The organism is Specibacter cremeus, from assembly GCF_003946885.1.
Classification (GTDB): Bacteria; Actinomycetota; Actinomycetes; order Actinomycetales; family Micrococcaceae; genus Specibacter; species Specibacter cremeus.
This window is the reverse complement of sequence record NZ_RWKQ01000037.1, coordinates 25302-47988: the sequence shown is the minus strand read 5'-3', so window position 1 is coordinate 47988 and position 22687 is coordinate 25302. Positions and strand designations below refer to the sequence as shown.

Here is a 22687-nt window from a genome sequence, read left to right as displayed (position 1 = left end):
CACCACCGGTTCCGAAATCTCTTCCATAGCACGAGACTACCGAAAATTCACGGCAAAACAGACCTAATTTCTATGCGAGCCCTGACTTCCAGGTTGTCACCGAGCAGTATGGCTTTGGGCGGTGTGGTTTCGGGCGGTGTGGTTGCGGGCATGGGGCCAGCGTACGCCCCACGCAAGGCCGCTGCGAGGATTGGTTACCGGTATTGGCCCACGAACGGGCTGTTCGTGGGGACGATTTCCTTGCCCAGCGGCATGAGGGAGATGGGGATCATCTTCAGGTTGGCGATGGCCAGCGGGATGCCGATGATGGTGATGGCCATGGCAACGGCGGTCGTGAGGTGGCCGATGACGATCCAGATCCCGGCGACGAGCAGCCAGATGACGTTGCCGATGGTGCTGGCGACGGACGGTCCGCCCGGCTTGTCGACCACCGTGCGGCCGAACGGCCACAGCGCGTAGCCGGCGATGCGGAAAGCGGCGATGCCCCACGGGATCGTGATGATCAGCAGGCAGCAGACGATGCCGGCCAGGAAGTAGCCCAGGGCCAGCCAGATGCCGCCGAACACGAGCCAGATGATGTTGAGAATCGTCTTCATGGTCCCATTCTGTCCCGCCGCGCCGGCGCCGGCCATCGGGGACGTCCCGGAGCGGACCCTGATTCACGGGCCCCATTCGCCGCCAAGGGTGCGGTGCTACGCTGATGAGCCAGGAATAGGCCCGATCGGAGGCGGCGAACGCATGGATTCCGGAACAGTCATCCTGGTCATCGCGCTGGTCATCATCGCCCTCGTGGTGGGTGGCATCGTCACCGTGGCCGTCCTGGTGTCCCGCGGCGTGGTGGGGTTGGTGCGATGGTCCAAGCCGGGCCTGGAACGGGCCAAGTTCGAGGCCCTGAAGGTGCGGGCCCAATCCGGCACGGGCCCGTCAAGCGCGCTGATGGGACTGCGCATCCACCTGCGCGAGGCGTTGGAGGCCACCGCGCGCAGCCTCGACGTGGCCAATTCCGCGCAACAGTACACCGGCAACCTCGAACCGATCGTGCGCACGCTGCAGCAGGCCGGGGCCGCGATTGAGCAGCAACTCGTCGTGGCGCAGAAGGACCCGGACCCCGCCATCCAGACGATGTACGCACAGACGCTCGGCGCCCACGTCAAGCAGATCATGACGACGGCGGCCGGCGTGCGCAACGCACTGGCCGCGACCGCGCGCCCGCTCACCGACGTCGACCTCGCCGCCGTGACCCGCAAGCTGGACATCGAGGCGCAGATGTTGCGGAACTGGTCGCAGACCTACACCGAACTGGGGAACGACGGCCCGCCGGCATGAGCATCTGGCGCAAGCGTGCTAAAAAGGAGCCGGAAGGGCTGGGCGTGGCGGAGTCGCTCGACAAGCAGCTGGCGGCCCTGGCGAAGATGCGCCGGGGTGTGGCCGACGTGGCGACCAGCCGGCAGCGCCTGGACCTGCAGGCGACCGAACTCGAACGGCTGATCGCTGAACTCAAGGACCAGGCAGCCACCGCGGCAGAGGACGACGGCCTGGCTCGCGCGGCGCGATCGCGGGCCGCCGTCATGACGGACCAGCTGGCCGACATCACCGCCCAGCGCGACGCCCTGGTGGACCAGGAAACGATGCTGAAGGCCGAGCTGGCCCAGCTCCAGACGCGGGTCGACGGGTTCGGTGTGACCGCCCAGACGCTGGCGGCCCGCCGGCAGGCGGCCGACGCCCACCGGCGGATCGGGGAGTCCCTGCGGGACCTCGCCGACGGCCCCGACTGACCTGCCCTCAGCGCTGGGATTCGGCGACGTCGCCGGTCGTGATGTCGAAGACGAACGTCTTCTCGACCCTCACGGCCCCGTCGACCGCCGCGGCGAGGGCAAACCGCACCACGGCCCGGCCCGCCGCGACGTCCGACTCGGTGATCACGTACGTCGGATTGAACAGCAGGTCCTCGCCGGGTGCCAACAGGGCGGTGCCGGTGCCGTTTTCGACGCCGTTGCGGACGACGACGTCGTGGGCCGCGTGGGCACCGCGGTTCACCACCCGGGCGCCGAAGGCGAGGACGTCGCCCGCCTTGTAGCCTGCGGTGACGGGGCCGTAGTTCAGGTCCTGCGACTCACGGTTGGACAGCACCTGCGGGGCGTCCGGCGTGTAGCCCTGGCCCACCTCCTTCCAGACCGAGGGGCTCCAACCGCCGTCGGCCTGGGCGAGCGTGACGGTCTCGCCCACGCTCCGCCAGCGGGCGGGCCGGCCGGGCGTGATGGACCGCAGCACCACGTCGAAGGCGAGGTCGCCGGCAAAGCAGGTGCCGCCGTCATGCGTCAATGCATCGGCGGGGGAGTCGATCAGGGCCTGCGGGTCAACGGCGGTGAACACGATTTCCTGGTAGCCCTGGCGTTCATGGAGGACGCCGATGCGGCCGTCGGGGAGGCGGGCGGCCGTGGAGTATTCGGAGCTTCCCGGGCACAGCACGAGGGCCTGCGGCCAGGTGGCGCCGTTGTCGCGGGAGAGTTTCAGGACGGTGTTGCGGCGCAGCGCGGTGTCGTGGTTGTGCGTGGCGATGAGCCACTCAACCGTTTCCGGGACGGCCAGCGTGGTCACGTTCGGCAGGCCGTCAAACCGGGCCAGCGAGCCGTTGTCACCGGGATCGGGCAGGTCCTGGTGCGGTTCGGCGGCGGAGTAGCTGTGCCCGCCGTCGGTGGAGACGGCCGTCAGCCGATGCGGGGTGGCGCGCGAATGCAACAGCAGGCTGCCATCGGCGCGGCATGCCACCTTGTTTTCATTGCCGCCAGGGACCAGTTCGCCCAGGGTCCACGTCTCGCCGTGGTCGTCGCTGTACGCGCTGGCGGCCATGATGTCGCCGCGGAACAGGACCACGAACTGCTGTACCAGGCGGCCTTCGTAGGGGCCGGTGTGGATGCGGATGCCCGCACCGGCCGCGGCGAAGATCCCCGTGATGCCGGGCCGTTTGAGCATCCCGGTGAGCCGGCGGTGCCGCCAGGTGACGCCGTCGTCGTCGGAGAAGCTCAGGTCGGTGTGCTGCACGGCGTCCTCGGGTTCCAGGCCTTCGGCGGCCTCAAAGAACCCGGCATGCGTGCCGGCCGCGTGGAACATGGTGATCCGGCCGGTGTCCGTGTCCACCAGCAGGCTCGGGTCGCCGTACCCGGCCAGGCCGGTGCCGGTGCGGACCACCTGCTGCGGCCCCCAGGTGCGGCCGTTGTCGGTGCTGCGGCGCAGCAGCAGGTCGATCGGATTCGGCAGGTCGTCCAGGTTGGGCCGGCCGTCGTAGGCCGCCAGCACCGTACCGCGCGTGGAGACGGCCAGGGCGGGGATGCGGTACTGGCGGTAGCCGCCGACACCGCGGCGGGCCAGCACCCGCTCGAATGAGGTAGGACGTGGGGTCACTTGACCAGCCTAGGCGATCGCCGTCAGGGGCGCACCCTTGTCAGCGACCATGAGCCCGGGGTTAGACTCCACGCATGAGATTCGACGAGGAATCCGAGGTCACGTTGCGGGTAAACGGCGAGGACCACGTCATCCACCTCGAATCACGGATGACCCTTCTGGACGCGCTGCGGGACCGGCTCGGGCTGACCGGGACAAAGAAGGGCTGTGATGGAGGCGAGTGCGGCGCCTGCACGGTCCATGTGGGCGGCCGGCGCGTTCTGGCGTGCATGACACTTGCCGTGTCGCTGGCCGACGCGGACATCGCCACGATCGAGGGAATGGCCGTCGATGGTGGTTTGGGCCCGATCCAGCGCGCCTTCCTGGACAATGACGCGTTTCAATGCGGCTACTGCACGCCCGGTCAGGTGATGTCCGCCGCGGCTCTCATCGCCGAGGGGCACGCCGGGTCCGCCCGGGAGATCAGGGAGTGGATGAGCGGCAACATCTGCCGCTGCGCCGCCTACCCCCAGATTGTGGCCGCCGTGGCGGAGGCGGCCGGGGCATTGGGCCGGACCGTCAACGTCACGGAGCCGGCCCCATGAAGGCGTTCGCCTACGCGAAGGCACCGGACCTGGCCGCCGCGCTGGCCGCGATCGAGGACCCCGGTACCAGCGTGATCGCCGGCGGCACCGAGATGGTCAACTGGCTCAAGGAGGGCATCGCGACGCCGGAACGGCTGGTCGACATCAATGGCCTGCCGCTGGACGGCATTGACGCCCGTCCGGAAGGGCTGCGGCTGGGCGCGCTGGCCCGGATGAGCGACGCGGCCCCGGTGGTGGCGGCCGAGTATCCGGTGCTGGCCGAGTCGCTGCTGTGTGCCGCCTCGCCGCAGCTGCGGAACATGGCCAGTCTCGGTGGCAACCTGTTGCAGCGCACGCGATGCCCGTACTTCCGTGCCGAGGTTCTGCTGCCGTGCAACAAGCGCGCTCCGGGATCGGGCTGCGCGGCGCGCCACGGCGAGACCCGCACCCAGGCGATCTTCGGATGGAGCGATGCCTGTGTGGCGACCCACCCGTCCGACTTCGCGGTCGCGCTGGCCGCGTTGGACGCCACGGTGATAATCGTCGGCCCTCGGGGCGAGCGGACAGTGCCGGTGACCGGGTTCTATCGGCTGCCGGGCGATGATCCAACGGTCGAGACGGTGCTCGCCCCCGATGAGCTGGTCACCGCGATCGACGTTCCGGCCGGCCCGCACACCCGGGCGTCGCATTACTTGAAGGTGCGCGAACGTGCCTCGTATGAGTTCGCGATGGTCGCCGTCGCCGCCGCGCTTGCCCACGACGGCGGGGTGGTCACCGATGCGCGTCTGGCGCTGGGCGGGGTGGCGGCCAGGCCGTGGCGGCTCGACCGGACCGAAGCCGCGCTCCGGGGCGTTTCGCTGGACGACACCGAAGCGCTGCGCGCCGCGGTGGCGGCCTCGTTCGCCGAGGCCCGTCCGCTGGCCGGCAACGCGTTCAAGGTCAAGCTCGCGCAGCGGGCGACGCTACGGGCCCTGACCACGGCCGGGTCGAGAGGAATGGTGGCGTCGTGATCGCCGCGATCGGGGGGCTGCGCCGACCGGATGGGGCGGCCAAGCTCACCGGCGCCGCCGACTATGCCGCGGACACCCCGGTGGACGGCGTCACCCACGCGGCGCTCGTGCCGGCCACCGTGGCGACCGGCCGGATCGCCCACATCGACACCGCCGCGGCCGTCCGGGCGCCCGGCGTGCTGGCCGTGCTCACCCACACCGACATGCCCCGGCTGAAAACGATCGGGTCGCCGCCGCTGGGCCAGTCGGTGCTCCCGCTCCAGGACGACACGGTGCGCTACGAGGGCCAGCCGGTGGCGATGGTACTGGCGGAAACCTTCGAGCAGGCCCGCCGCGGCGCCGAACTCGTCCGGGCAACCTATGCGGACGTCGCCGTTCCCCGCGCGTTCGGCGACGGTGAATCGGTGACGCCCAGGCCTGGTCTGATCTCCGGCAACCCCGCGGGGCGGGTCGGTGACGTCGAGGCCGGGCTGGCCGCGGCGACCACCGTGGTCACCGCCACCTACACCACCCCGAACCGTCACCACAGCCCGATGGAGCCCTCGGCCACCGTGGCCTCCTGGCACGGCGACCAGCTCACCGTGCACGAGAGCACCCAATGGGTCTTCGGAACGCAGATGGCCCTGGCGGCGGCCTTCGACCTGCCGGCCGACCACGTGCGGGTGGTCTGCCCCTTCATCGGCGGCGGCTTCGGCTGCAAGGGCTTCGTCTGGCCGCACACGCTCCTCGCCGCGGCGGCGGCGCGCGTGACCGGCCGCCCAGTGAAGCTGGTGCTGACCCGGGCCCAGATGTTCACCTCCTGCGGACACCAGCCGGCGACCACACAGACCCTCACCTTGGGGACCGACGACGACGGCCGGCTCACCGCCGTCCGCCACCACAGCGTCAACCCGACCTCGACCTTCGACGACTATGCCGAAAATGCCACCGGCGGGACCCGGTGGATGTACGCCAGCCCGGCGATCGACGTCGCCGTCCTGGTTGAACACACCAGCAGGCAGACGCCGACCCCGATGCGCGCCCCCGCCGAGGGGTTGGGCATGTTCGCACTCGAGTCGGCCATGGACGAACTCGCCTACGCTCTCCGCATGGACCCGGTCGAGCTGCGGCTGCGCAATGAACCGGCGGTGGACCCGATGACCGGGCAGCCGTTCTCGTCCCGGCCGCTGCCGGACTGCTTGCGGGCGGCCGCGCAACGGTTCGGCTGGTCCGGCCGCCCGGCCGAACCGCGTTCTATGCGTGACGGCGACGAGCTCGTCGGCTGGGGGATGGCCTCGGTCACGATGGACACCTTCCGGCTGCCGTCGTCGGCTCGGGTCCGGCTGCAGGCCGACGGCCGGACGATCGTGGAGGCCGGAACGCAGGAGATCGGCACCGGCCTGCCCGGGGTCCTGACGACGATCGCCGCCCAGACCCTCGGCGTGGACCCCGGCTCGGTCGAGGTGCACCACGGCGACACAGACCTGCCGGAGACCTCCGGCACGTTCGGGTCCTCGGCGACCATGGGGGTGGGCTCCGCGGTGGCCGCCGCCGCAACCGAGCTGCGCGACAAGCTCGACGCGCTCGCCGGCACGGGCGCATACCCGCGCCGGCTGGCCGACGCCGGGCTCGATTCGCTCGACGCCGAGGCCCGCTGGGATCCGGCCGAGCGGGGCGAGGGCCGCTCGATCCACACCTACGGCGCTATATTCGTCGAGGTGCGTGTGGACCCCGACCTCGGGTTGGTCCGGATGCCGCGCTGCACCGCCACCTACGCCGCGGGCCGGATCATCAACCCGCTCACCGCGCGCAGCCAGATGATCGGCGGCATCGCGTGGGGCTACGGCCAGGCGATGTTGGAGGAGTCGATTCTCGAACCGCAATTGGGCCGGTTCCTGTCGAAGAACATGGCCGGGTACCTGGTGCCGGTCTGCGCCGACATCGGCGACATCGATGTGTCGTTCATCGAGGATCCCGACACGGATGCCAGCCCGCTGGGGGCCAAGGGCATCGGCGAACTCGGCGCCGTCGGGGTGTCGGCGGCCATCGCCAATGCGGTCTTCCACGCCACCGGCATCCGGGTCCGTGACCTCCCGATTTCGATCGAACGGTTGCTGAATCCCGTCTGGGACGCTCCCACGCCGACTACGCGACCGTGATGCCCAGGTGCCCGGCCAGCAACGGCGCCAACAGGCCCAGCTGGTAGTCGTCGATGATGACGCCGGAAATCGAGCCAATGCCGTTCAAGGTCCGGAATGCCGTGGTGCGCAGGTCGACGTCGGCCAGCGTGGCCTGCCGGAGGTCCAGCGTGCCGATCCGGCAGTTCGCCAGCGCCAGCCGGGTCACCGTGGCGCCGGACAGGTCGAGTTCGTCGATGATGCAGTCGCTGATGAGCATGTCGGTGATCTTCGCGGCGCGCAGGTTGACGAAGTCGAGCTTGCCGCCGTCGATCCGCACCGACTGCCACCGGCTGTCGAACAGTTCCGCCGACCCCCACCGCGGGGACTTGATCTCCACGTGGCGCCAGCTCGTGCGCGCCGCTTTGAGCACCGGAGCGAAGCTGTCCGCCACGATGGAGTCGCGGAATCGGGTGCCGCGCAGCTCCGTCTCGTGCAGCGTCGGGGCCAACAGTTCGCATTCAAGGAAGTCGGTCGAGGACAGGTCCGTGGCGCCGAAATCCGTGCGCGTGAAGCGCTGCCCGTCGTAGGTGCGGCCGGCGCTGAAGAACCGGTCCTCGTTCTCCGCCAGATTGGCGGGCCGGACCGGGGTCAGCCGTGGGGGGCGGGGCGTGGGGCGGGCGGGCATGCCTCCAGCCTATCGGGGCGGGACGACGGCGGATGCGTCCCGGGTGTCAGGCGCCGTGTATACGGTCTTGCCATGATGCTCGCATTCTTGGACGAATCAGCCTCATGGTTCCACCAAAGATCGAATCCGCAGAGGAGACAAACACCAACGTCACTCCGGGCGTCCCGGATACGTCGCTGGACCCGGAACTGGAAGCATTCAAGGCCCAAAGGGCGTCCGGCTTCCCCCATGCCCCGGAACCAAGGGCAGGGGAGCGGCGTCCATACAACCGGAAAGCCAAGCGACGGCGCGACCGACAATGAAGCAGGCCGCGAGAGATGCCGCGGACCGAGGACGATAGATCCAAGGGCGGGGCCTTGTGAATGCAGGAACGCCCGTTCAGGCCGTGTTCTTCAGCAGGATCAGCCATCCATGGGCGCCCGTGCCGCCTGTCCTGGAACGGAGTGGTGACAGGTCAAAGTCTCCCTTATAAGCTTACTAATAAAGGGAGGTTTGGAGATGACGGTCACTTCCAGTCCCGACCATGTACTTGACCGGGCCCGTTCCGCTTTGGCGCGCGCGGACCTGGGCCGCCTTGACTACTTCAGGGCACTTCAAGCGGCTGTCCGCGACGGGCTCCCGCAGCGAGACATTGCCCGGGCCCTTAACGTCACCCAGTCTGCTATCAGCCAGGCGTTGAAGAAGGCGGCGTCCAAGGGAGTGGGTGCGATCCCCGCGGGATTCAGCGGCGCCAGCCCCTATGAAATTGCCGAACGGTACGCCGCCGGCGACATCGACCGCAATGAGATGATCCGGCAGCTTTCGGTATGGCCCTACGTCAAGAGGCAAGACCCCACGGAACAGCTGGCAACGGAATGGAAGGCCATACTTCCGCCCGATCCGCCAGGGACGTTTGAGGAAGTCGGGGAGGCGTTCGATAAGGGTCTGATCGACGCGGAGGCTTATGACCGTATTTTGGATGCGTCGGACGACGTTCTGGATGCTCCATGACTGCGCTGTAAGGCGTGGCTACCGAAGATCGGGCAGCGGGCCACCGTGTGCATCTGGAGCGGCTCTGTGCCGAGGGTGGCTCGTTGACCGCCCAGTCGAGGCACGCGACGACCCAAAATCCTGAGTGGTTCAACGTCAAGCGCCAGCAACCGCGTCCGGCACGCAGGGCGCTGCATAATGAAATGCTCTCGAGTTTCGTAGCCGCACATGCAGCCGTGAGGAGTGACCGCAAGGCGATTGTCCTTGCCGGTCCGCCGGGGGCCGGCAAGTCCACTGTGGTGGACTCGCTCATTGCGGACTCCAAGTCCCGTCCAGAACACTGGCTGACAATTGATCCGGACGACTTCAAGGACGCGCTTCTGCAGCAGGCACGCCTGGACGGCAGCTATGACAGCTATCTCATGCCTGATGAAGTCCGCGCGAAGCTGCGGGGAGAGATTCTATCCGCGTGAGCTGGCAACCTTGGTTCACGGCGAATCAGCGATCCTGGCCAGGAAGGCCATCAAGGACGCGCTCCAGCGTGGGGACAATATCGTTATCGACGGCACGTTGTCTGGTGAGAAGAACGCGCGCATGCAGCTGGACGCCTTGCAAGGGGCCGGCTATGACGTCATGGTGGTCGACGTCGAAACAACCCAGGCCGTTAGCGAGGCCCGCACCATGGGGCGCTGGGAACGCGGCTACCTGGCCGCTGTGAACGGAACTGCGGCCAGTCTTGACGCTGAAATGGGTGGGCGCTGGGTGCTCCCGTCTTATCCCGCCGCGTTGTTCATCACCCCGGAGGCCAAGGAATCCGTATGCGCAGTCAACGCGGCCGCCGTGGCGAAAGACTTCGGATGCGTCAGTGAGTACGTTGTATATCGGGTCAAGGGCAACGAATCAGCTCCTGAGCTGGAATCCAGGCAGGGCCGGACAAAGCCGTCCACCAACCGAGACTTTGGACGATAGGGCAATGCAGGTCAAAGACGCCGACCAGGAGCAGAAGATGCCTGTTGCGACCGAGGCGAACCTGCGACGCAGCTTCAGGCTGCTGATTGACACATGGTATAGCCAGAACGGATTTAAAACGGCCACGGTGACGAATAACGCGCGGAGACGCATCCCGCAGCTGTGAAAGCGATGGCATACATTGTGGGACGGCTGGGCGCAGCAATCCGGTTCAAGTATGTGTGGCGTCCGTACACCAGTGATATTAAAACGCGAAGCCCCGCCGTGCGGGGCTTCGGATGGGCGGGAGACATTAGATGCATCCTGCGCACTCGACGATATCCGGACGAGCCGTCCCAATTCAACAGGCAGGCAAGCTGGCCCGCACCGTAGTGCGGGCTGCAACATGGGCCGACTGAGCGTGGGGGGCGGATAAATACTCGATCAAGATCGCGCGGTCCACGCTAATCGCCGGCGGTGGTCAAGACGTGGGCGGATCATCGAGGGCGATCGTCAGCATGCTCCGGTAGGCGTTTGGCCGGACTCGATCACGCCCCAGCCCTCCCCGTCGTCCCAATCGCGGACGATTCCCCGGCCCGTCACGCCAGCACCTCCACCAACCGGAACCGCTCCAGCACCAGCATCGTGTCGTCGCCGACGGTGAAGGCGGGGTCGCCCACGGCCTGGCGCATCTCGGCCGAGTGCCAGAACTCCTCGTGGCCGCGCCGCCACTGGGCCACGGTCGTGTACCCCTCGCCCTCATCGACCGCATGGTGCAGGTCGACGTCGGCCAACCGGGCCTGCCGTACCTCGGTGATCTCGATGACGGCCACCGGCTCGCCAGCCGAGTCGACGACCACCTGCCGTGCCCCGACCTCGGGAAGCGGCTCGTTTTCCACCGCGTACTCGACCAGCGTGCTGGTGGTGGACGTCTTCGTCCCGGCCAGGATGGCGGCAACCAGTTGGTCGCGCAACGGGCCCGGAAACGCGAATTCGGCCACGGGGAGGGAACTGGAATCGGCCATGCGCGGAGTCTACCCCGTCACGTTTTGGCCCAGCCGTGCCAATTCCTGCCGCAGGTTGCGTTGTGCGGCAGCCGCCCACAGCTCGGCGCCCCGCGCGGTGTGGAACAGCGGGTCCAGCGTCAGCAGTTGACGGACGACGGCGGCCCGTCCCCTGGCGAAGTCGGCCGCCGGTATGTGCGCGTAGTCGGCACGGACACCTTCCACATATCGCGCATAGTCCGGGGTCTGGCCACCGAGGATGGCGAGGTCAGCATCGCACAGGAGGGCGCCGCCGTCGTCCGTCCCTGCCGGCGCATGCGTGACGGTGAGCCGCACCAGCCGCGCCGCCTCGGCAACCTCCGCGGCCGGCACCAACCCGGCCAGCGACGTCTCGGCGAGCGCCGCCGAGGCCTCCTCGTCGGCTCCCGGGACGCCGTTGTACACCGCGTCATGGAACCACGCTGCCAGGCCCACCGCGCGTGGCGGCGCCCCGTCCGCAAGCACATCCAGGGCCTCGAGCACAGCCAGCAGGTGGGTGGCCGAGTGGTAGTGCCGGTGCGGCTCGTTCCAGCGGCCGATCAGCGCGGCGCCCAGGTCCTCGGTGCCCGGCAGCAGTGTGTCCCACCGGTATTGCAGCCCGGTCTGCAACGACCCGCCGCGATGCCGGGCCTTCACGCGCAACCCCGAGGCGGCCAGGATGCGTACCAGATCCTTGCCCGGGACCGGGATTGCGCCGGCCGCGACCAGATCCCGGTAGCGGCGCTCCGGCACGTCGTAGTGGTCCAGGTCGAACGCCCGCCGCGTGATCCCGGCCGCGTCCGCGAAGGCGTGCAATTCATCGATCGAGGCGTCCGAGACCAGATGCGAGAACACCGTCCCGTGCGCCGGCCAGAACGGCGGATCGATGTAGATCATGCGGCCAAGCCTAGTGGCCGCCGGTGGTCGAGGCGGTGATCGAGCCTGTCGGTGATCGAGCCTGTCGAGATCCGGGTTTCGACGGGCTCAACCACCGACGGTTTCGGCGGGCTCAACCACCGAGGTTCCGCTGCGCGTACACGGCCAGTGCGTCCCGGACGAACGCGGCGCCCCCGGGCCCGCCGTAGTTGGCGCCGAACCGCGCGTCCGCCACATACATCTCGCCCAGTCCCGTGACGTACGCCTTCACGTCCTGCCCCGGGGTGGCGGCCGGGGTGCCCGGCACGGTCGTGAGCCACTCGACCTGTCGCCGGGCCAGTTCCTGCGCGGCCTCGCCGTCCGCGGTTTCGCCCGCCTCGAAGGCCTTGTTCCAGTCGCGGATCAGGGCCGCGGAGCGCTCCTTCCACTCCGCCTGCCCGGCCGGCCCGAGCCCGCGCCACCAGGCGTCCGAGCGGGTGTAGGCGTCCTTACCCCACCGTTCCTCGACCTCATCCTTGTATTGGGTGTGGTCGAACCCGTCAAACATGTTTTCCGCCATGGGATCTCCTCCTTCGTTCACCGATTCAATGGTTCGTTCGACCGACGCGATCTGCCGTGCCAGCCGGTCCCGCTCCTGCCGCAACCAGGCCACATGGGCCCGGAGTGCGGCGGCGACGTCACGTTCGTTGGCCAGCACCTCGCCGATGGCCGGCAGGCCGAGGCCCAGGTCGCGCAGCAGCAGGATGCGCTGCAACCGCACCAGGGAGCCCCGGTCGTAGTACCGGTATCCGTTGTGGCCGATCCGGCTCGGCGCCAGCAGGCCGACGTCGTCGTAGTGGCGCAGCGTCCGGCTCGTGGTGCCTGCCAGCCGCGCGATCTCGTGGATCGGCCAGTCCGCTCCGGTTTTCGTCTCCATGCCATCCACGTTAAAGGTTGACGCTGCGTCAAGGTCAAGGGCCCGGTCAAGACCACCGCACCGGCGGCTTTCGCCGTCGGCAAAAACACGCCGGGGTGACGGCGGAAACTAAAGTTGAGCGTAGTAGACTCAACTTCGTCATCTATGCATGCACGACCCGAATGCTCGGAAAGGAGCGCTCATGGACACCAAATTCACCACGAAGAGCCAGGAGGCTCTCTCCGCGGCAGCCATGAACGCCTCGACCGCCGGCAACCCGACCGTCGAGCCGGCCCACCTGCTCAAGGCCCTCATGGACCATCGCGAGGGCGTCGCCGTCGCGCTGCTCAAGGCGGCCGGAATCGACCCCGACGTCGTCTCCGTCGCGGCCAGCACCGCCATCCGCGACCTGCCGTCGTCGTCCGGGACGTCGGTGGCGCAGGCCCAGCTGGGCCGCAACACCCTGCTCGTGGTCCAGTCGGCCCAGCAGGCGGCCGAGCGCATGGGGGACAGCTACGTCTCCACCGAGCACCTGCTGCTGGGGCTGGCGGACGACGCCGGTGCGACGGGACGTGCCCTGCGCGGCGCGGGTGCCACCCGGCAGGCCCTGGAGGCCTCGCTTCCCGCGGTGCGCGGCGACGGCAAGGTCACCACACCCGACCCGGAGAACACGTTCCAGGCGTTGGAGAAGTTCGGCACCGACATGACCGCCATCGCCCGCTCCGGCAAGCTGGACCCCGTGATCGGGCGCGACGCGGAGATCCGCCGGGTCATCCAGGTGCTTTCCCGCCGCACGAAGAACAACCCGGTGCTCATCGGCGAGCCCGGCGTCGGCAAGACCGCCGTCGTCGAAGGCCTGGCCCAGCGCATGGTCGCCGGCGACGTGCCGGAATCCCTGCGCGGCAAGTCGCTGATCAGCCTGGACCTCGGGGCCATGGTGGCCGGGGCCAAGTACCGTGGCGAGTTCGAGGAACGGCTCAAGGCCGTGCTGGAGGAGATCAAGGCCTCCGACGGGCAGATCGTGACGTTCATCGACGAGATCCACACGGTGGTCGGCGCCGGCGCCTCCGAGGGTTCCATGGATGCCGGCAACATGCTCAAGCCCATGCTGGCCCGTGGCGAGCTGCGGCTCATCGGCGCCACCACCTTGGACGAATACCGCGAAAACATTGAAAAGGATCCGGCCCTGGAGCGCCGCTTCGCCCAGGTCTACGTCGGCGAACCCAGCGTGGATGACACGATCGGCATCCTGCGCGGGCTGAAGGAACGCTACGAGGCGCACCACAAGGTCGCCATCGCCGACTCGGCGCTGGTGGCCGCCGCGTCGCTGTCCAACCGCTACATCAGCGGCCGCCAGCTGCCCGACAAGGCCATCGACCTGGTCGACGAGGCCGCCTCGCGGCTGCGCATGGAGATCGATTCCGCGCCGGAGGAGATCGACCAGCTGCGCCGCGCCGTCGACCGCCTGACCATGGAGGAACTGGCGCTCGAGGGCGAAACGGACGAGGCGTCGGTGGAGCGCCTCGAGGCGCTGCGGGCCGACATGGCGGACAAGAAGGAGGAACTGGCCGCACTCAACGCCCGGTGGGAGGCCGAGAAGGCCGGCCTGAACCGGGTCGGCGAGCTCAAGGCCAAGCTGGACGAGCTGCGCTCCGTGGCCGACAAGGCCCAGCGCGACGGCGACCTGGAGCAGGCCTCGCGCATCCTGTACGGGGAAATCCCGGCGCTGCAGCACGAACTGGACGCGGCCGCCGCGGAGGAGGAGTCGGAAAAGAAGGACCTGATGGTGGCCGAGGAGGTCACCGCGGATGACATTGCCGAGGTCATCTCCGCCTGGACTGGCATCCCGGCCGGGCGCATGCTGCAGGCCGAAAGCCAGAAGCTGCTGCAGATGGAGCAGGTGCTCGGGTCCCGGCTGATCGGCCAGGCCAAGGCCGTCTCGGTAGTGTCCGACGCCGTTCGCCGGGCCCGGGCCGGCATCAGCGACCCGGACCGGCCCACCGGCTCGTTCCTGTTCCTCGGCCCGACCGGCGTCGGCAAGACGGAGCTGGCGAAGGCGTTGGCGGACTTCCTGTTCGACGACGAGCGCGCCATGGTGCGCATCGACATGAGCGAATACTCGGAGAAACACTCCGTGGCCCGACTGGTCGGCGCCCCTCCAGGCTATGTCGGCTACGACGAGGGCGGGCAGCTGACGGAGGCCGTCCGCCGCCGCCCCTACTCGGTGGTGCTGCTCGACGAGGTGGAGAAGGCCCACCCCGAGGTGTTCGACATACTGTTGCAGGTGTTCGACGACGGCCGCCTCACCGACGGGCAGGGCCGCACCGTCGACTTCCGCAACACCATCCTGGTGCTGACCTCGAACCTGGGTTCGCAGTTCCTGGTGGATCCCACGCTGACCGACGAGGCGAAGCACCGGGCCGTCATGGATGTGGTGAACGCCTCGTTCAAGCCGGAGTTCCTGAACCGGCTGGACGAGATCGTCATGTTCGACGCGCTGAGCGTGGACGAGCTGTCCCGCATCGTGGACCTGCAGGTCCAGGGACTGGCGCGTCGCCTGCAGGATCGCCGGCTCGTGCTGGACGTCAGCGACGGGGCCCGCGCCTGGCTGGCCATGGCCGGATACGATCCGGCCTACGGCGCCCGCCCGCTGCGCCGGCTGGTACAGCGGCAGATCGGGGACCGGCTGGCCCGCGAGTTGCTGGCCGGCCAGGTCAGCGACGGCGACACCGTCGTCGTTGACACCGCAGAGGACCTCGACGGGCTGACTGTCGGCCGGAAGTAGCTAGTTCAGCAGGGACGTCGTGATGTTCTCGCCGCGCAGGCAGTCGCCGGCTTGCCATTTCAGCGGGGAGCGTCGTCCTGGAAGACGTAGGCGGCGGACGTTTTCGCGGGGGCGTCGCCGGCCGCCGCGCCGCCACCCGACAGCAGACCCCCTACGACGGTGATCAGCAGCCACACGAGCAGCCCAAGGACGACGACGGCGCCGACCACGACGCTGATCGCGATGATGGCCGTCCGGTTGCCCGCGGGCTGCTGCTGTGTCACCGGTGACGGCGCCCCGGCTGCCGGGCGATCCGCCGCCGGACGACCCTCGGCCGGCGGCACACCCTCCGGTGGCTGTTGGTCCGCGCGCGGCGCCGATGCCTTCTCGCCGGGCGACTGCCACGTCGTGGGTCGTGGCTGCCACGCGCTGGCCGACTGCTGCCACGGTGTTTCGGGCCGGTGCCAGCCGATGCCGTCCTTGCTGACATGCGTGCCGGGCGCCGAGGGTGCGGCGGCGGGTTCCGCCGGGGTCGGCTCTTGCTGGGCGGCCACGACCCCGGGCATTTCGGCGGACGATTCCGCCTCTCGTGCGACCCGTGCCGCTTCCGCCTCCACAGCGTCAAGCTCGACGGCCTCGGCAACGTCGCCGCTGATTTCCGCCGCGCCCAGGGTCGGCTCCTTGAACTCCGGCTCAGCGTCCGGCAGGGACTCATCAGGGGGCGGGCCGGCGGCGTCCCGGCCGGGTTCTGCGTCCCGGGCGCTCTCATTGTCGCTCATGCCGGACGTCCTTTCCTGCAAGCCGCGTGGGCCCGGGATTGGCGGTCGCGGAAAGTCCGCGTCCCCACCCAATTGACTCTACCGAATATCCGGGACGGGGGCACCGGAATCGGCGTCCCGGCCTGCAGCCCATCTACGGCGCCCAACGGGCGAATCGGACCGAAACCATGTAACCTGTAGGTACGACAAATTGACCGAATATTCCGGAGCCTCGCCCACAGCCTGGGCGACCACCTCCGGTCCAAGTGTAAAAGGGGGTCACGCCATGGGGCGCGGCCGTCAAAAGGCGAAGGCAACCAAGCAGGCTCGGGATATCAAGTACTACTCCCCGAACACTGACTATTCAGCACTGCAGCGCGAGCTCGGTGCATCATCGAGGCGTGCGCCGAGCCATCACACCGAGATTCCGGCGGAGCCGGACTACTCGGCCTACGAAGACAAGTATGGCGATCAGTTTGACGACGACGACGAAGTGGACAACCGCCGCATAGGCTAGGTCCGCCCGTCGTTCCAAACGCAACGAAATCACCCTGCGCGACGCGCGGGGATTTTGTTGTTCCCCGGCGGTGGTTGAGCCTGTCGAAACCCGGAGTCGGGGGCCGGTGATCGAGCTTGTCGAGATCCGGTGGTTTCGACAAGCTCAACCACCGGTGGTTTCGACAGGCTCAACCACCGAGGACAGGCTCGACCACCGGCGCTATGCGGCGTAATTCCCGACCAGGCGGACGGCACCGCCGTCAACACCCTTGGCGCCCTGCACGTAGTCCGGTCCGGACTTGTCGAACGTGCCGTCGTCGGAGGTGACGGTGCCCATGACCCAGGCCGGCAGGCCACGGCCGTTCAGGCGCTCCAGGGCGGCGTCGGCGGCGTCTGCGGACACGACCGCGACCATGCCGACGCCCAGGTTCAGGGTGCGTTCCAGGTCTGCCAGCGGCACGTTGCCCAGCTGGGCGACGAGGTTGAAGATGGCGGGCAGGCTCCACGTGGAACGGTCCACGGTGGCGACCAGGCCCTGCGGCAGCACGCGGGCCAGGTTCGCGGCCAGGCCGCCGCCGGTCACGTGGCTGAAGCCGTGCACGGCGGCGTCGGCCGTGACGGGCAGGAAGCGGGCCAAGTCCAGGCAGTCGGCCGCGTACACGCGTGTCGGTTCCAGCAGCTCCTCGCCGAGCGTGCGGCCCAGCTCGGACACCTGCCGGTCGAGGGCCCAGCCGGCGTGGTTGACGACGCGGCGCACCAGCGAGTAGCCGTTGGAGTGCAGGCCGGAGGACGCCATGGCGATGACCACGTCGCCGGCACGCACGCGCTCCGGGCCCAGCAGCGCCTCGGCCTCGACGACGCCGGTGCAGGCGCCGGCGACGTCGTACTCGTCGGCGGCCAGCAGACCGGGATGCTCGGCGGTTTCGCCGCCCACCAAGGCGGTCCCGGCAACTTTGCAGGCCGCCGCGATGCCGCGCACGATGTCCGCCACCCGCTGCGGGACAACCTTGCCCGTGGCGATGTAGTCCGTCATGAACAGCGGCTCGGCGCCGACCACGACGATGTCATCGACCACCATGCCGACCAGGTCGAAGCCGATCGTGTCGTGGATGTCCATGGCCTGGGCGATGGCGACCTTCGTGCCGACGCCGTCCGTGGACGTGGCCAGCAGCGGCCTCTTGTAGGTGAGCAGCCGGGAGACGTCATACAGCCCGGCGAACCCGCCGAACCCGCCGATCACCGATGGGCCGTGGGTGGCCTTGACGGCCTCCTTCATCAGCTCGACGGCGCGGTCGCCGGCCTCGGTGTCAACACCGGCGCTGGCGTACGTGATTCCTGCGGCCGGCTCCGGGGCACCGGTGGCGGTCATGGGGTCTCCTTCGTCTGGGCGCCGGAAACGGCCGCCCGGTCCTCGTCGGTGAGCATCGTTTCCAATTCGGCGTCCGGACCCGGGTCGCAGCCCGTGGAGGTTGTGGCGTTGCCCGGCTGCGTGCGTTCGAGCAGGTTCTTGCCCAGCCGGTCGCTGGACGGCAATTCGATGGGGTACACGCCGGTGAAGCAGGCCGTGCACAGGCGTTCACGCGGCTGCCTCGTGGCGTCGATCATGCCGTCCTCGGTGATGTACGCGAGCGAATCGGCGCCGATCGACGCGGCGATCTCGTCGATGGCCGCCCCGTTGGCGATCAGCTCGGCGCGGGAGGCGAAGTCGATGCCGTAGAAGCATGGCCAGCGCACCGGCGGCGAGGAGATCTTCACGTGCACCGCGGCCGCCCCGGCCTCGCGCAGCATGCGCACCACGGCGCGCTGCGTGTTGCCGCGCACGATCGAGTCGTCCACCACGACGATCCGCTTGCCCCGGATGACGGATTCCAGCGCGTTGAGTTTGAGCCGGATGCCGAGCTTGCGCAGGGTTTCGCTGGGCTGGATGAAGGTGCGGCCAACGTAGGCGTTCTTGACGAAGCCGTGCGCGAACGGGATGCCGGATTCCTCGGCGTAGCCGATGGCGGCCGGCGTGCCGGACTCGGGCACCGGGATGACCAGGTCGGCCTCGGCCTGGTTCTCGCGGGCCAGCTGGCGGCCCATCTCGACGCGGGACTCGTACACGGAGCGGCCGGCAATGGTCGCGTCGGGGCGGGCCAGGTACACGTACTCGAACACACAGCCCGCGGGTGTGGCCGCGGCGAAGCGCTGGGTGCGCACCCCGTCCTCGTCGATGGCGATGAACTCGCCCGGTTCGATCTCGCGGATGAAGCTGGCCCCGACGGTTGCCAGCGCGGCGCCCTCGGAGGCGACGACCCAGCCGCGCTGCAACCGGCCCAGGACCAGCGGGCGGACGCCGTGCGGGTCGCGGGCGGCGTACAGCGTGCCCTCGTCCATGAACACGAAGGAGAACGCGCCGTGGATCTTTGGCAGCAGCGTCATGGCCGTTTCTTCCAGCGAACGCCCGTCGTCGCCCTTCAACAGCGTGGTGACGAGCGCCGTGTCCGACGTGTTGCCCTGCGCCATCTCACCCGCGGTGGGCATGCCGCCGTCGGACAGCACCATCTCCAGCAGCTCGGCCGTGTTCGTCAGGTTGCCGTTGTGCGCCAGCGCGACCGTGCCGGCGGACGTGGCGCCGAGTGTCGGCTGGGCGTTGGCCCAGTTGGAAGACCCCGTGGTCGAGTACCGGCAGTGCCCGATGGCGATGTGCCCGGTCATCGCGTTCAGGGTGGGTTCGTCAAAGACCTGGGACACCAGGCCCATGTCCTTGTAGACGTTGATCCGCTTGCCGTCGCTCGTGGCGATGCCGGCCGATTCCTGTCCGCGGTGCTGCAGCGCGTACAGCCCGTAATAGGTTAGTTTTGCGACCTCTTCACCGGGGGCCCAGACGCCGAGGACGCCGCAGGCATCCTGGGGTCCTTTTTCGCCGGGTAGAAGGTCATGGGATAGTTTTCCGTCTCCGCGTGCCACCCGACAATTGTCTCATGCCCGCAGGGGCGCGTTGAAAGCAGTCGCTACCGTCCGTCGTCGTCCGATTCCGGCCCGGAATCAGGCACCGCATCCGGCACCGGCTCGACGATGGCGCGCTGGCTGCGGCGCAGGCTGACCCGGTCGATGACCAGCGCCACGGCGGAGCCCAGACCGAGCCCGATGATCCCGAACATGACGGCGAACAGGCCGAACGCGGCGCCCCGGCTGTAGTCCTCGCTGCCCGGTGCGGCAACCGCCGCGACGGTGGCCGCCAGAATGCCCAGCACGGCGCCGGCGACCATGAACGGGACGAACTTCGGCGCGCGCCGGACGCTGATCTGGCGCACTTCCGGGGTTCCGGAATCGGCTCCGGCGGGCTGGACTTGGGGCGTCTCACTCATTCCATCAAGGGTACCGGGCTTTGCTGGGAGTCCCTTCCGGGCCCTGGCCGCACCGTCGTTGCGGGATCCAAACGGTTATCAATACGGAGTCGTATGCGTCGAGCCGTAGAGCACAAGGTACCAGAATGCACCGATGACTATGCCGACCCACCCCCATAGTCGGGCCTTCTTCGAGGCGTCCAGCGCGCCCGCGGGATTGCCGGCACCCCAGCGTTTGGCGACCTGCGAGGCGAAGTACAGGGCAGCGGCACCCAAGGGCAGGAACAGGAGCAGGGCGACAATTGACAAACCCCAGTGCTGGGCCGGCACCCCCGGGTACGGGCCACTCTGTACCAACTGCGGAGCCTGCTCCTGCTGGTGCCCGGACGCGGCGCCGGTATTCCGCGGCGGAGTGAGCGGCGGCTCCGGGCGGGGCGTGCCCTGCGCCCTGCCAACTACAGCTTCGCGGGCTGTTTCAGGCGATGGCGCCCGTGCCCCCTTACGCTGTGCCTCCTCCTGCCAGATCCTCTCAATTTCCTTGGCGGTCTGGTGGAATAGATCAGGCCTGTCCTCGAGTCGTCGCAACAATTCGGCGGCGGCGTCGTGTTCCCTGGGACGAGCCAACGACGCGGCGAGTTTGGCCGCTATGGAGAACTGCTCATCGGCCGACAAGGTGCGCTTCAGCAAAACTACATTGGACACTTCGCCAAGATACGAAACGGGGACCGCGGGTGGTTCGGGCAGCGGTTCCGGAAGGGGGACACCCGTCCGGACGGAAGAGAGGGCATTGGCGAACTGCACGCCGGTGAGGGGAGTGTGTCGGGTGTAGTCGATTAACTGGAGTGTGGCGATGTCTGGTGGCAGGAGGTCACTTCGGACGGCGGCCACGACCAGCGGAATGAGCGGCTTGCCCAACTGGCGGGCGTAGTCCCGCTCCCGCGCAGCCGCCTCCGACTCCAGCAGGCTTGGGGACACCACCAATACCATCGCGTCGCACCGCCGGATCTGCTCAAGGATGACATCCCACCACGCCTGCCCGCCGTCGAGGTTGCTGTCGATCCATGACTCGTGGTGCAACGCGGAGATGCCTTCCCGGATCTCCTCGAGTGATCCCCTGTCTTCGCGGGCATAGGAGATGAATACCTTGCGGTTGGCAGTCGGTGGCGGGGGAAATTCAGTTGGCGTGGTCATTTCATGTCCCTGTGAGGTCGAAGTTGCGTAAATCGCCGGAGGTACCCGGGTCCCGCGCGGAGGGCATGTCGTCATCCTCCATGGCCGGCCAGCCACATTGTGTGCTCCCGGCTGATGGCCTTTTCTGCATCAGCGACAGCGCGGGGCCAGTCCGCCTCGGCTGTACCAATCAGGATGTCTTCCTGGAGCGCCAGCTCGCGGCTGGTCGTGTTGTATGCGGAGGCCAGCTGAGCGTGCTGTTTGAGCACCAGCCAAGCCGCACTGGCCGCAATCACCGACCCGCAGACGCCGGCAAGATCCACCTGAAGACGTCCGGTGATCCGCAGTGTTGCCAGGGCCACGGCAAGAATTTCCGCCGACACAAGCACGATCCGCCAGAACTGGGCGCGGCGTTTGTTGAATACCGCCTTTCCCGCGTACCAGTGGCGCTGGGCCGCGGTCCTGTGCTCGATGTAGCTGGACCGGCGCATCTCAAAGTCGCTGCGTCTGAGCGCCAGCATGGACGCGGTCACGAGGGGGGTGTCGGTGCCGATCGCCACCCGATCGGCTCCCTTGATCGTGAGCTGTCGCACCCGGGATCGCAGGAGCCCCCGTAGCTCCGTTTCGCTCAGCCCGTCCGTGAAGGGCTCGCCGTGGACGGCGTAACGCCAGGCCATGGTCTTCATTGACTCGGCCATGGCGCGCCCCGCGTACCAGTCCCTCTCTGGCTGCAGGTAGGACAGAACCAGTTCCGCCACCAAAGCCACGAGAAATCCGGCAAGCGCCACGATCGCCGAGTAGTCCACCCGGCCGTCGGAGAGCGTGACTACGCCACCGGCGGTGCCCACGACCGCGCTGGTCAGCCTGATGCGGTTCAACCTGAGGTACGACCGCTGGCCATTCAAGGATGCCGTGTCCGCGTCCTTGAAGAAGCCGGGCATATCCAAGTCCACGGTCATCGCAGCACTTCCGTTCGCGCCCGCCGCCGGGGGACCCCAGTGGGCCGCGGCGACGTATTTAAAGTGTAGGAGTCCGGTGCTGCCCGTGGCCAGAGAGCCTTGACCAGGGACACTTGACCAGGCAGTGCCTGCTCCGGACGCCACCGCCCCGAGGGTTCCCACGGCGCAGGATCCGGTTCGGCGCCTACAGCGGCAGGATGGCGGACAGGTCGGCGCGCAGGCCGGAGGCGGCGACGCGGGATTGTCCGACGGCGTCGGCCCAGCCGAGCGCGCCCGTCACCAGTTCCAGCCATGTGTCCGCGTTGCACTCGACCACGTTGGGCGGCGTCCCGCGCGTGTGCCGGGGGCCCGGGATGCACTGGGCGACGCCGAACGGCGGCACGCGGACCTCCACGGAATTGCCCGGCGCCCGGGCCGCGGCCTCCTCCAGCGTGTACCGCACGGCCGTGGCCACGACCGGCCTGGCGCGTTCGCCGGCCACCCATGCGGCAACCGCGGCCCGGCCCTCCTCGATGTCGACGCGGCGGCGTGCAACCATGTGTTCCGTCCTCGCTATTCGGTGGTCGAACCTATTCGGTGGTCGAGCTTGTCGAGACCCGGGGTGATTTCGACAGGCTCAATCACCGAACCGGTGGTCGAGCTTGTCGAGACCCGGGGTGATTTCGACGGGCTCAATCACCGAACCGGTGGTCGAGCTTGTCAAGACCCGGTGATTTCGCTCCCCATCCGCTCCATCACCG

The 22687-nt window shown here is 68.5% G+C and carries 24 protein-coding genes; 11 read left to right on the top strand and 13 right to left on the bottom strand.

Annotation, left to right across the window (positions count from 1 at the left end):
• Positions 1-194 precede the first annotated feature (194 nt).
• Complete coding sequence (locus EJC77_RS14335; RefSeq protein WP_125613955.1) at positions 195-596, bottom strand: YccF domain-containing protein; 402 nt, start codon at positions 594-596, stop codon at positions 195-197.
• A gap of 142 nt (positions 597-738) precedes the next feature.
• Here EJC77_RS14335 and EJC77_RS14330 point away from each other — a divergent pair, with 142 nt between their 5' ends.
• Both EJC77_RS14330 and EJC77_RS14325 read left to right on the top strand, forming a co-directional pair.
• Positions 739-1326: a hypothetical protein gene (locus EJC77_RS14330; protein WP_125613952.1), complete on the top strand. Its 588-nt coding sequence runs from the start codon at positions 739-741 to the stop codon at positions 1324-1326.
• A complete protein-coding gene (locus EJC77_RS14325) occupies positions 1323-1775 on the top strand; it encodes a PspA/IM30 family protein (protein ID WP_125613949.1) in 453 nt (150 codons plus the stop codon). Before EJC77_RS14330 ends, EJC77_RS14325 begins: the two co-directional genes overlap by 4 nt.
• Before the next feature lie 7 nt (positions 1776-1782).
• Here EJC77_RS14325 and EJC77_RS14320 read toward each other — a convergent pair whose 3' ends face one another.
• On the bottom strand, positions 1783-3402 hold the full coding sequence (locus EJC77_RS14320) for a sialidase family protein (RefSeq protein ID WP_125613946.1): 1620 nt from the start codon (positions 3400-3402) through the stop codon (positions 1783-1785).
• Positions 3403-3476: 74 nt separating this feature from the next.
• Between EJC77_RS14320 and EJC77_RS14315 the strand changes: the two genes are divergently transcribed.
• From EJC77_RS14315 to EJC77_RS14305, 3 genes are read left to right on the top strand one after another with little or no spacing between them, the layout of a single operon-like run.
• The gene (locus EJC77_RS14315; protein ID WP_125613943.1) at positions 3477-3986 is read left to right on the top strand and encodes a (2Fe-2S)-binding protein; all 510 of its coding nucleotides are present in this window, start codon (positions 3477-3479) and stop codon (positions 3984-3986) included.
• The gene (locus tag EJC77_RS14310; RefSeq protein ID WP_125613940.1) at positions 3983-4975 is read left to right on the top strand and encodes an FAD binding domain-containing protein; all 993 of its coding nucleotides are present in this window, start codon (positions 3983-3985) and stop codon (positions 4973-4975) included. Before EJC77_RS14315 ends, EJC77_RS14310 begins: the two co-directional genes overlap by 4 nt.
• Positions 4972-7113, top strand: coding sequence for a xanthine dehydrogenase family protein molybdopterin-binding subunit (locus EJC77_RS14305; protein ID WP_205787365.1), 2142 nt, complete (start codon positions 4972-4974; stop codon positions 7111-7113). The genes EJC77_RS14310 and EJC77_RS14305 overlap by 4 nt, the downstream gene beginning before the upstream one ends.
• Here EJC77_RS14305 and EJC77_RS14300 read toward each other — a convergent pair.
• Complete coding sequence (locus tag EJC77_RS14300; protein ID WP_125613937.1) at positions 7100-7759, bottom strand: pentapeptide repeat-containing protein; 660 nt, start codon at positions 7757-7759, stop codon at positions 7100-7102. The two genes, EJC77_RS14305 and EJC77_RS14300, sit on opposite strands and share 14 nt — an antisense overlap.
• A 498-nt stretch (positions 7760-8257) precedes the next feature.
• On the opposite strand from EJC77_RS14300, the gene EJC77_RS14295 reads away from it, so the two are divergent.
• From EJC77_RS14295 to EJC77_RS20440, 4 genes are read left to right on the top strand one after another with little or no spacing between them, the layout of a single operon-like run.
• Positions 8258-8749, top strand: coding sequence for a helix-turn-helix domain-containing protein (locus EJC77_RS14295; RefSeq protein ID WP_125613934.1), 492 nt, complete (start codon positions 8258-8260; stop codon positions 8747-8749).
• 14 nt (positions 8750-8763) lie between these two features.
• A complete protein-coding gene (locus tag EJC77_RS21375; protein WP_125613931.1) occupies positions 8764-9201 on the top strand; it encodes a zeta toxin family protein in 438 nt (145 codons plus the stop codon).
• A complete protein-coding gene (locus EJC77_RS14285; protein ID WP_205787364.1) occupies positions 9158-9697 on the top strand; it encodes a zeta toxin family protein in 540 nt (179 codons plus the stop codon). Before EJC77_RS21375 ends, EJC77_RS14285 begins: the two co-directional genes overlap by 44 nt.
• A gap of 4 nt (positions 9698-9701) precedes the next feature.
• Positions 9702-9863: a hypothetical protein gene (locus tag EJC77_RS20440; RefSeq protein ID WP_164520436.1), complete on the top strand. Its 162-nt coding sequence runs from the start codon at positions 9702-9704 to the stop codon at positions 9861-9863.
• A gap of 412 nt (positions 9864-10275) precedes the next feature.
• Here the strand turns inward: EJC77_RS20440 and EJC77_RS14280 are convergent, their stop codons facing one another.
• The 3 genes from EJC77_RS14280 to EJC77_RS14270 all read right to left on the bottom strand — a co-directional run bounded on the left by EJC77_RS14280 (position 10276) and on the right by EJC77_RS14270 (position 12490).
• On the bottom strand, positions 10276-10701 hold the full coding sequence (locus tag EJC77_RS14280; protein WP_125613925.1) for an ASCH domain-containing protein: 426 nt from the start codon (positions 10699-10701) through the stop codon (positions 10276-10278).
• Between the two features lie 9 nt (positions 10702-10710).
• Positions 10711-11595, bottom strand: a complete 885-nt coding sequence (locus EJC77_RS14275; protein WP_125613922.1) for a DUF4031 domain-containing protein — start codon at positions 11593-11595, stop codon at positions 10711-10713.
• 112 nt (positions 11596-11707) lie between these two features.
• Positions 11708-12490, bottom strand: a complete 783-nt coding sequence (locus EJC77_RS14270) for a MerR family transcriptional regulator (protein ID WP_125613918.1) — start codon at positions 12488-12490, stop codon at positions 11708-11710.
• 181 nt (positions 12491-12671) lie between these two features.
• On the opposite strand from EJC77_RS14270, the gene clpB reads away from it, so the two are divergent.
• Complete coding sequence (gene clpB, locus EJC77_RS14265) at positions 12672-15254, top strand: ATP-dependent chaperone ClpB (protein WP_125613915.1); 2583 nt, start codon at positions 12672-12674, stop codon at positions 15252-15254.
• 59 nt (positions 15255-15313) lie between these two features.
• On the opposite strand, the gene EJC77_RS14260 is transcribed toward clpB, so the two are convergent.
• A complete protein-coding gene (locus EJC77_RS14260; protein ID WP_125613912.1) occupies positions 15314-16012 on the bottom strand; it encodes a hypothetical protein in 699 nt (232 codons plus the stop codon).
• A gap of 265 nt (positions 16013-16277) precedes the next feature.
• Between EJC77_RS14260 and EJC77_RS14255 the strand changes: the two genes are divergently transcribed.
• A complete protein-coding gene (locus tag EJC77_RS14255) occupies positions 16278-16508 on the top strand; it encodes a DUF3073 domain-containing protein (RefSeq protein WP_125613961.1) in 231 nt (76 codons plus the stop codon).
• Positions 16509-16709: 201 nt separating this feature from the next.
• Here EJC77_RS14255 and purM read toward each other — a convergent pair whose 3' ends face one another.
• The 6 genes from purM to EJC77_RS14225 form a co-directional block, all read right to left on the bottom strand.
• Positions 16710-17858, bottom strand: coding sequence for a phosphoribosylformylglycinamidine cyclo-ligase (purM, locus tag EJC77_RS14250; protein WP_125613909.1), 1149 nt, complete (start codon positions 17856-17858; stop codon positions 16710-16712).
• The gene (purF, locus tag EJC77_RS14245) at positions 17855-19438 is read right to left on the bottom strand and encodes an amidophosphoribosyltransferase (RefSeq protein ID WP_125613906.1); all 1584 of its coding nucleotides are present in this window, start codon (positions 19436-19438) and stop codon (positions 17855-17857) included. The genes purM and purF overlap by 4 nt, the downstream gene beginning before the upstream one ends.
• Before the next feature lie 44 nt (positions 19439-19482).
• Positions 19483-19839 (bottom strand): hypothetical protein, encoded by a 357-nt coding sequence (locus EJC77_RS14240; protein WP_125613901.1) that lies wholly within the window; start codon positions 19837-19839, stop codon positions 19483-19485.
• 78 nt (positions 19840-19917) lie between these two features.
• Positions 19918-21009 carry a TIR domain-containing protein gene (locus EJC77_RS14235; protein ID WP_164520435.1) on the bottom strand — a complete coding sequence of 364 codons (1092 nt, stop codon included), beginning with the start codon at positions 21007-21009 and terminating at the stop codon, positions 19918-19920.
• A 71-nt stretch (positions 21010-21080) separates the two neighbouring features.
• Positions 21081-21947 (bottom strand): DUF4231 domain-containing protein, encoded by an 867-nt coding sequence (locus EJC77_RS14230; RefSeq protein ID WP_125613895.1) that lies wholly within the window; start codon positions 21945-21947, stop codon positions 21081-21083.
• Positions 21948-22131: 184 nt separating this feature from the next.
• Positions 22132-22485 (bottom strand): sterol carrier family protein, encoded by a 354-nt coding sequence (locus EJC77_RS14225; RefSeq protein WP_125613892.1) that lies wholly within the window; start codon positions 22483-22485, stop codon positions 22132-22134.
• Positions 22486-22687 lie beyond the last annotated feature (202 nt).

Coding starts and splice junctions, on each gene's coding strand:
- EJC77_RS14285 (WP_205787364.1), top strand. CDS start 9,158: ATGAAGTCCGCGCGAAGCTGCGGGGAGAGATTCTATCCGCGTGAGCTG.
- EJC77_RS14235 (WP_164520435.1), bottom strand. CDS start 21,009: ATGACCACGCCAACTGAATTTCCCCCGCCACCGACTGCCAACCGCAAG.
- EJC77_RS14255 (WP_125613961.1), top strand. CDS start 16,278: ATGGGGCGCGGCCGTCAAAAGGCGAAGGCAACCAAGCAGGCTCGGGAT.
- EJC77_RS14330 (WP_125613952.1), top strand. CDS start 739: ATGGATTCCGGAACAGTCATCCTGGTCATCGCGCTGGTCATCATCGCC.
- EJC77_RS14225 (WP_125613892.1), bottom strand. CDS start 22,485: ATGGTTGCACGCCGCCGCGTCGACATCGAGGAGGGCCGGGCCGCGGTT.
- EJC77_RS14335 (WP_125613955.1), bottom strand. CDS start 596: ATGAAGACGATTCTCAACATCATCTGGCTCGTGTTCGGCGGCATCTGG.
- EJC77_RS14300 (WP_125613937.1), bottom strand. CDS start 7,759: ATGCCCGCCCGCCCCACGCCCCGCCCCCCACGGCTGACCCCGGTCCGG.
- EJC77_RS14260 (WP_125613912.1), bottom strand. CDS start 16,012: ATGAGCGACAATGAGAGCGCCCGGGACGCAGAACCCGGCCGGGACGCC.
- clpB (WP_125613915.1), top strand. CDS start 12,672: ATGGACACCAAATTCACCACGAAGAGCCAGGAGGCTCTCTCCGCGGCA.
- EJC77_RS14240 (WP_125613901.1), bottom strand. CDS start 19,839: ATGAGTGAGACGCCCCAAGTCCAGCCCGCCGGAGCCGATTCCGGAACC.
- purM (WP_125613909.1), bottom strand. CDS start 17,858: ATGACCGCCACCGGTGCCCCGGAGCCGGCCGCAGGAATCACGTACGCC.
- EJC77_RS14295 (WP_125613934.1), top strand. CDS start 8,258: ATGACGGTCACTTCCAGTCCCGACCATGTACTTGACCGGGCCCGTTCC.
- EJC77_RS20440 (WP_164520436.1), top strand. CDS start 9,702: ATGCAGGTCAAAGACGCCGACCAGGAGCAGAAGATGCCTGTTGCGACC.
- EJC77_RS14270 (WP_125613918.1), bottom strand. CDS start 12,490: ATGGAGACGAAAACCGGAGCGGACTGGCCGATCCACGAGATCGCGCGG.
- EJC77_RS14275 (WP_125613922.1), bottom strand. CDS start 11,595: ATGATCTACATCGATCCGCCGTTCTGGCCGGCGCACGGGACGGTGTTC.
- EJC77_RS14310 (WP_125613940.1), top strand. CDS start 3,983: ATGAAGGCGTTCGCCTACGCGAAGGCACCGGACCTGGCCGCCGCGCTG.
- EJC77_RS14280 (WP_125613925.1), bottom strand. CDS start 10,701: ATGGCCGATTCCAGTTCCCTCCCCGTGGCCGAATTCGCGTTTCCGGGC.
- EJC77_RS14325 (WP_125613949.1), top strand. CDS start 1,323: ATGAGCATCTGGCGCAAGCGTGCTAAAAAGGAGCCGGAAGGGCTGGGC.
- EJC77_RS14315 (WP_125613943.1), top strand. CDS start 3,477: ATGAGATTCGACGAGGAATCCGAGGTCACGTTGCGGGTAAACGGCGAG.
- EJC77_RS14230 (WP_125613895.1), bottom strand. CDS start 21,947: ATGACCGTGGACTTGGATATGCCCGGCTTCTTCAAGGACGCGGACACG.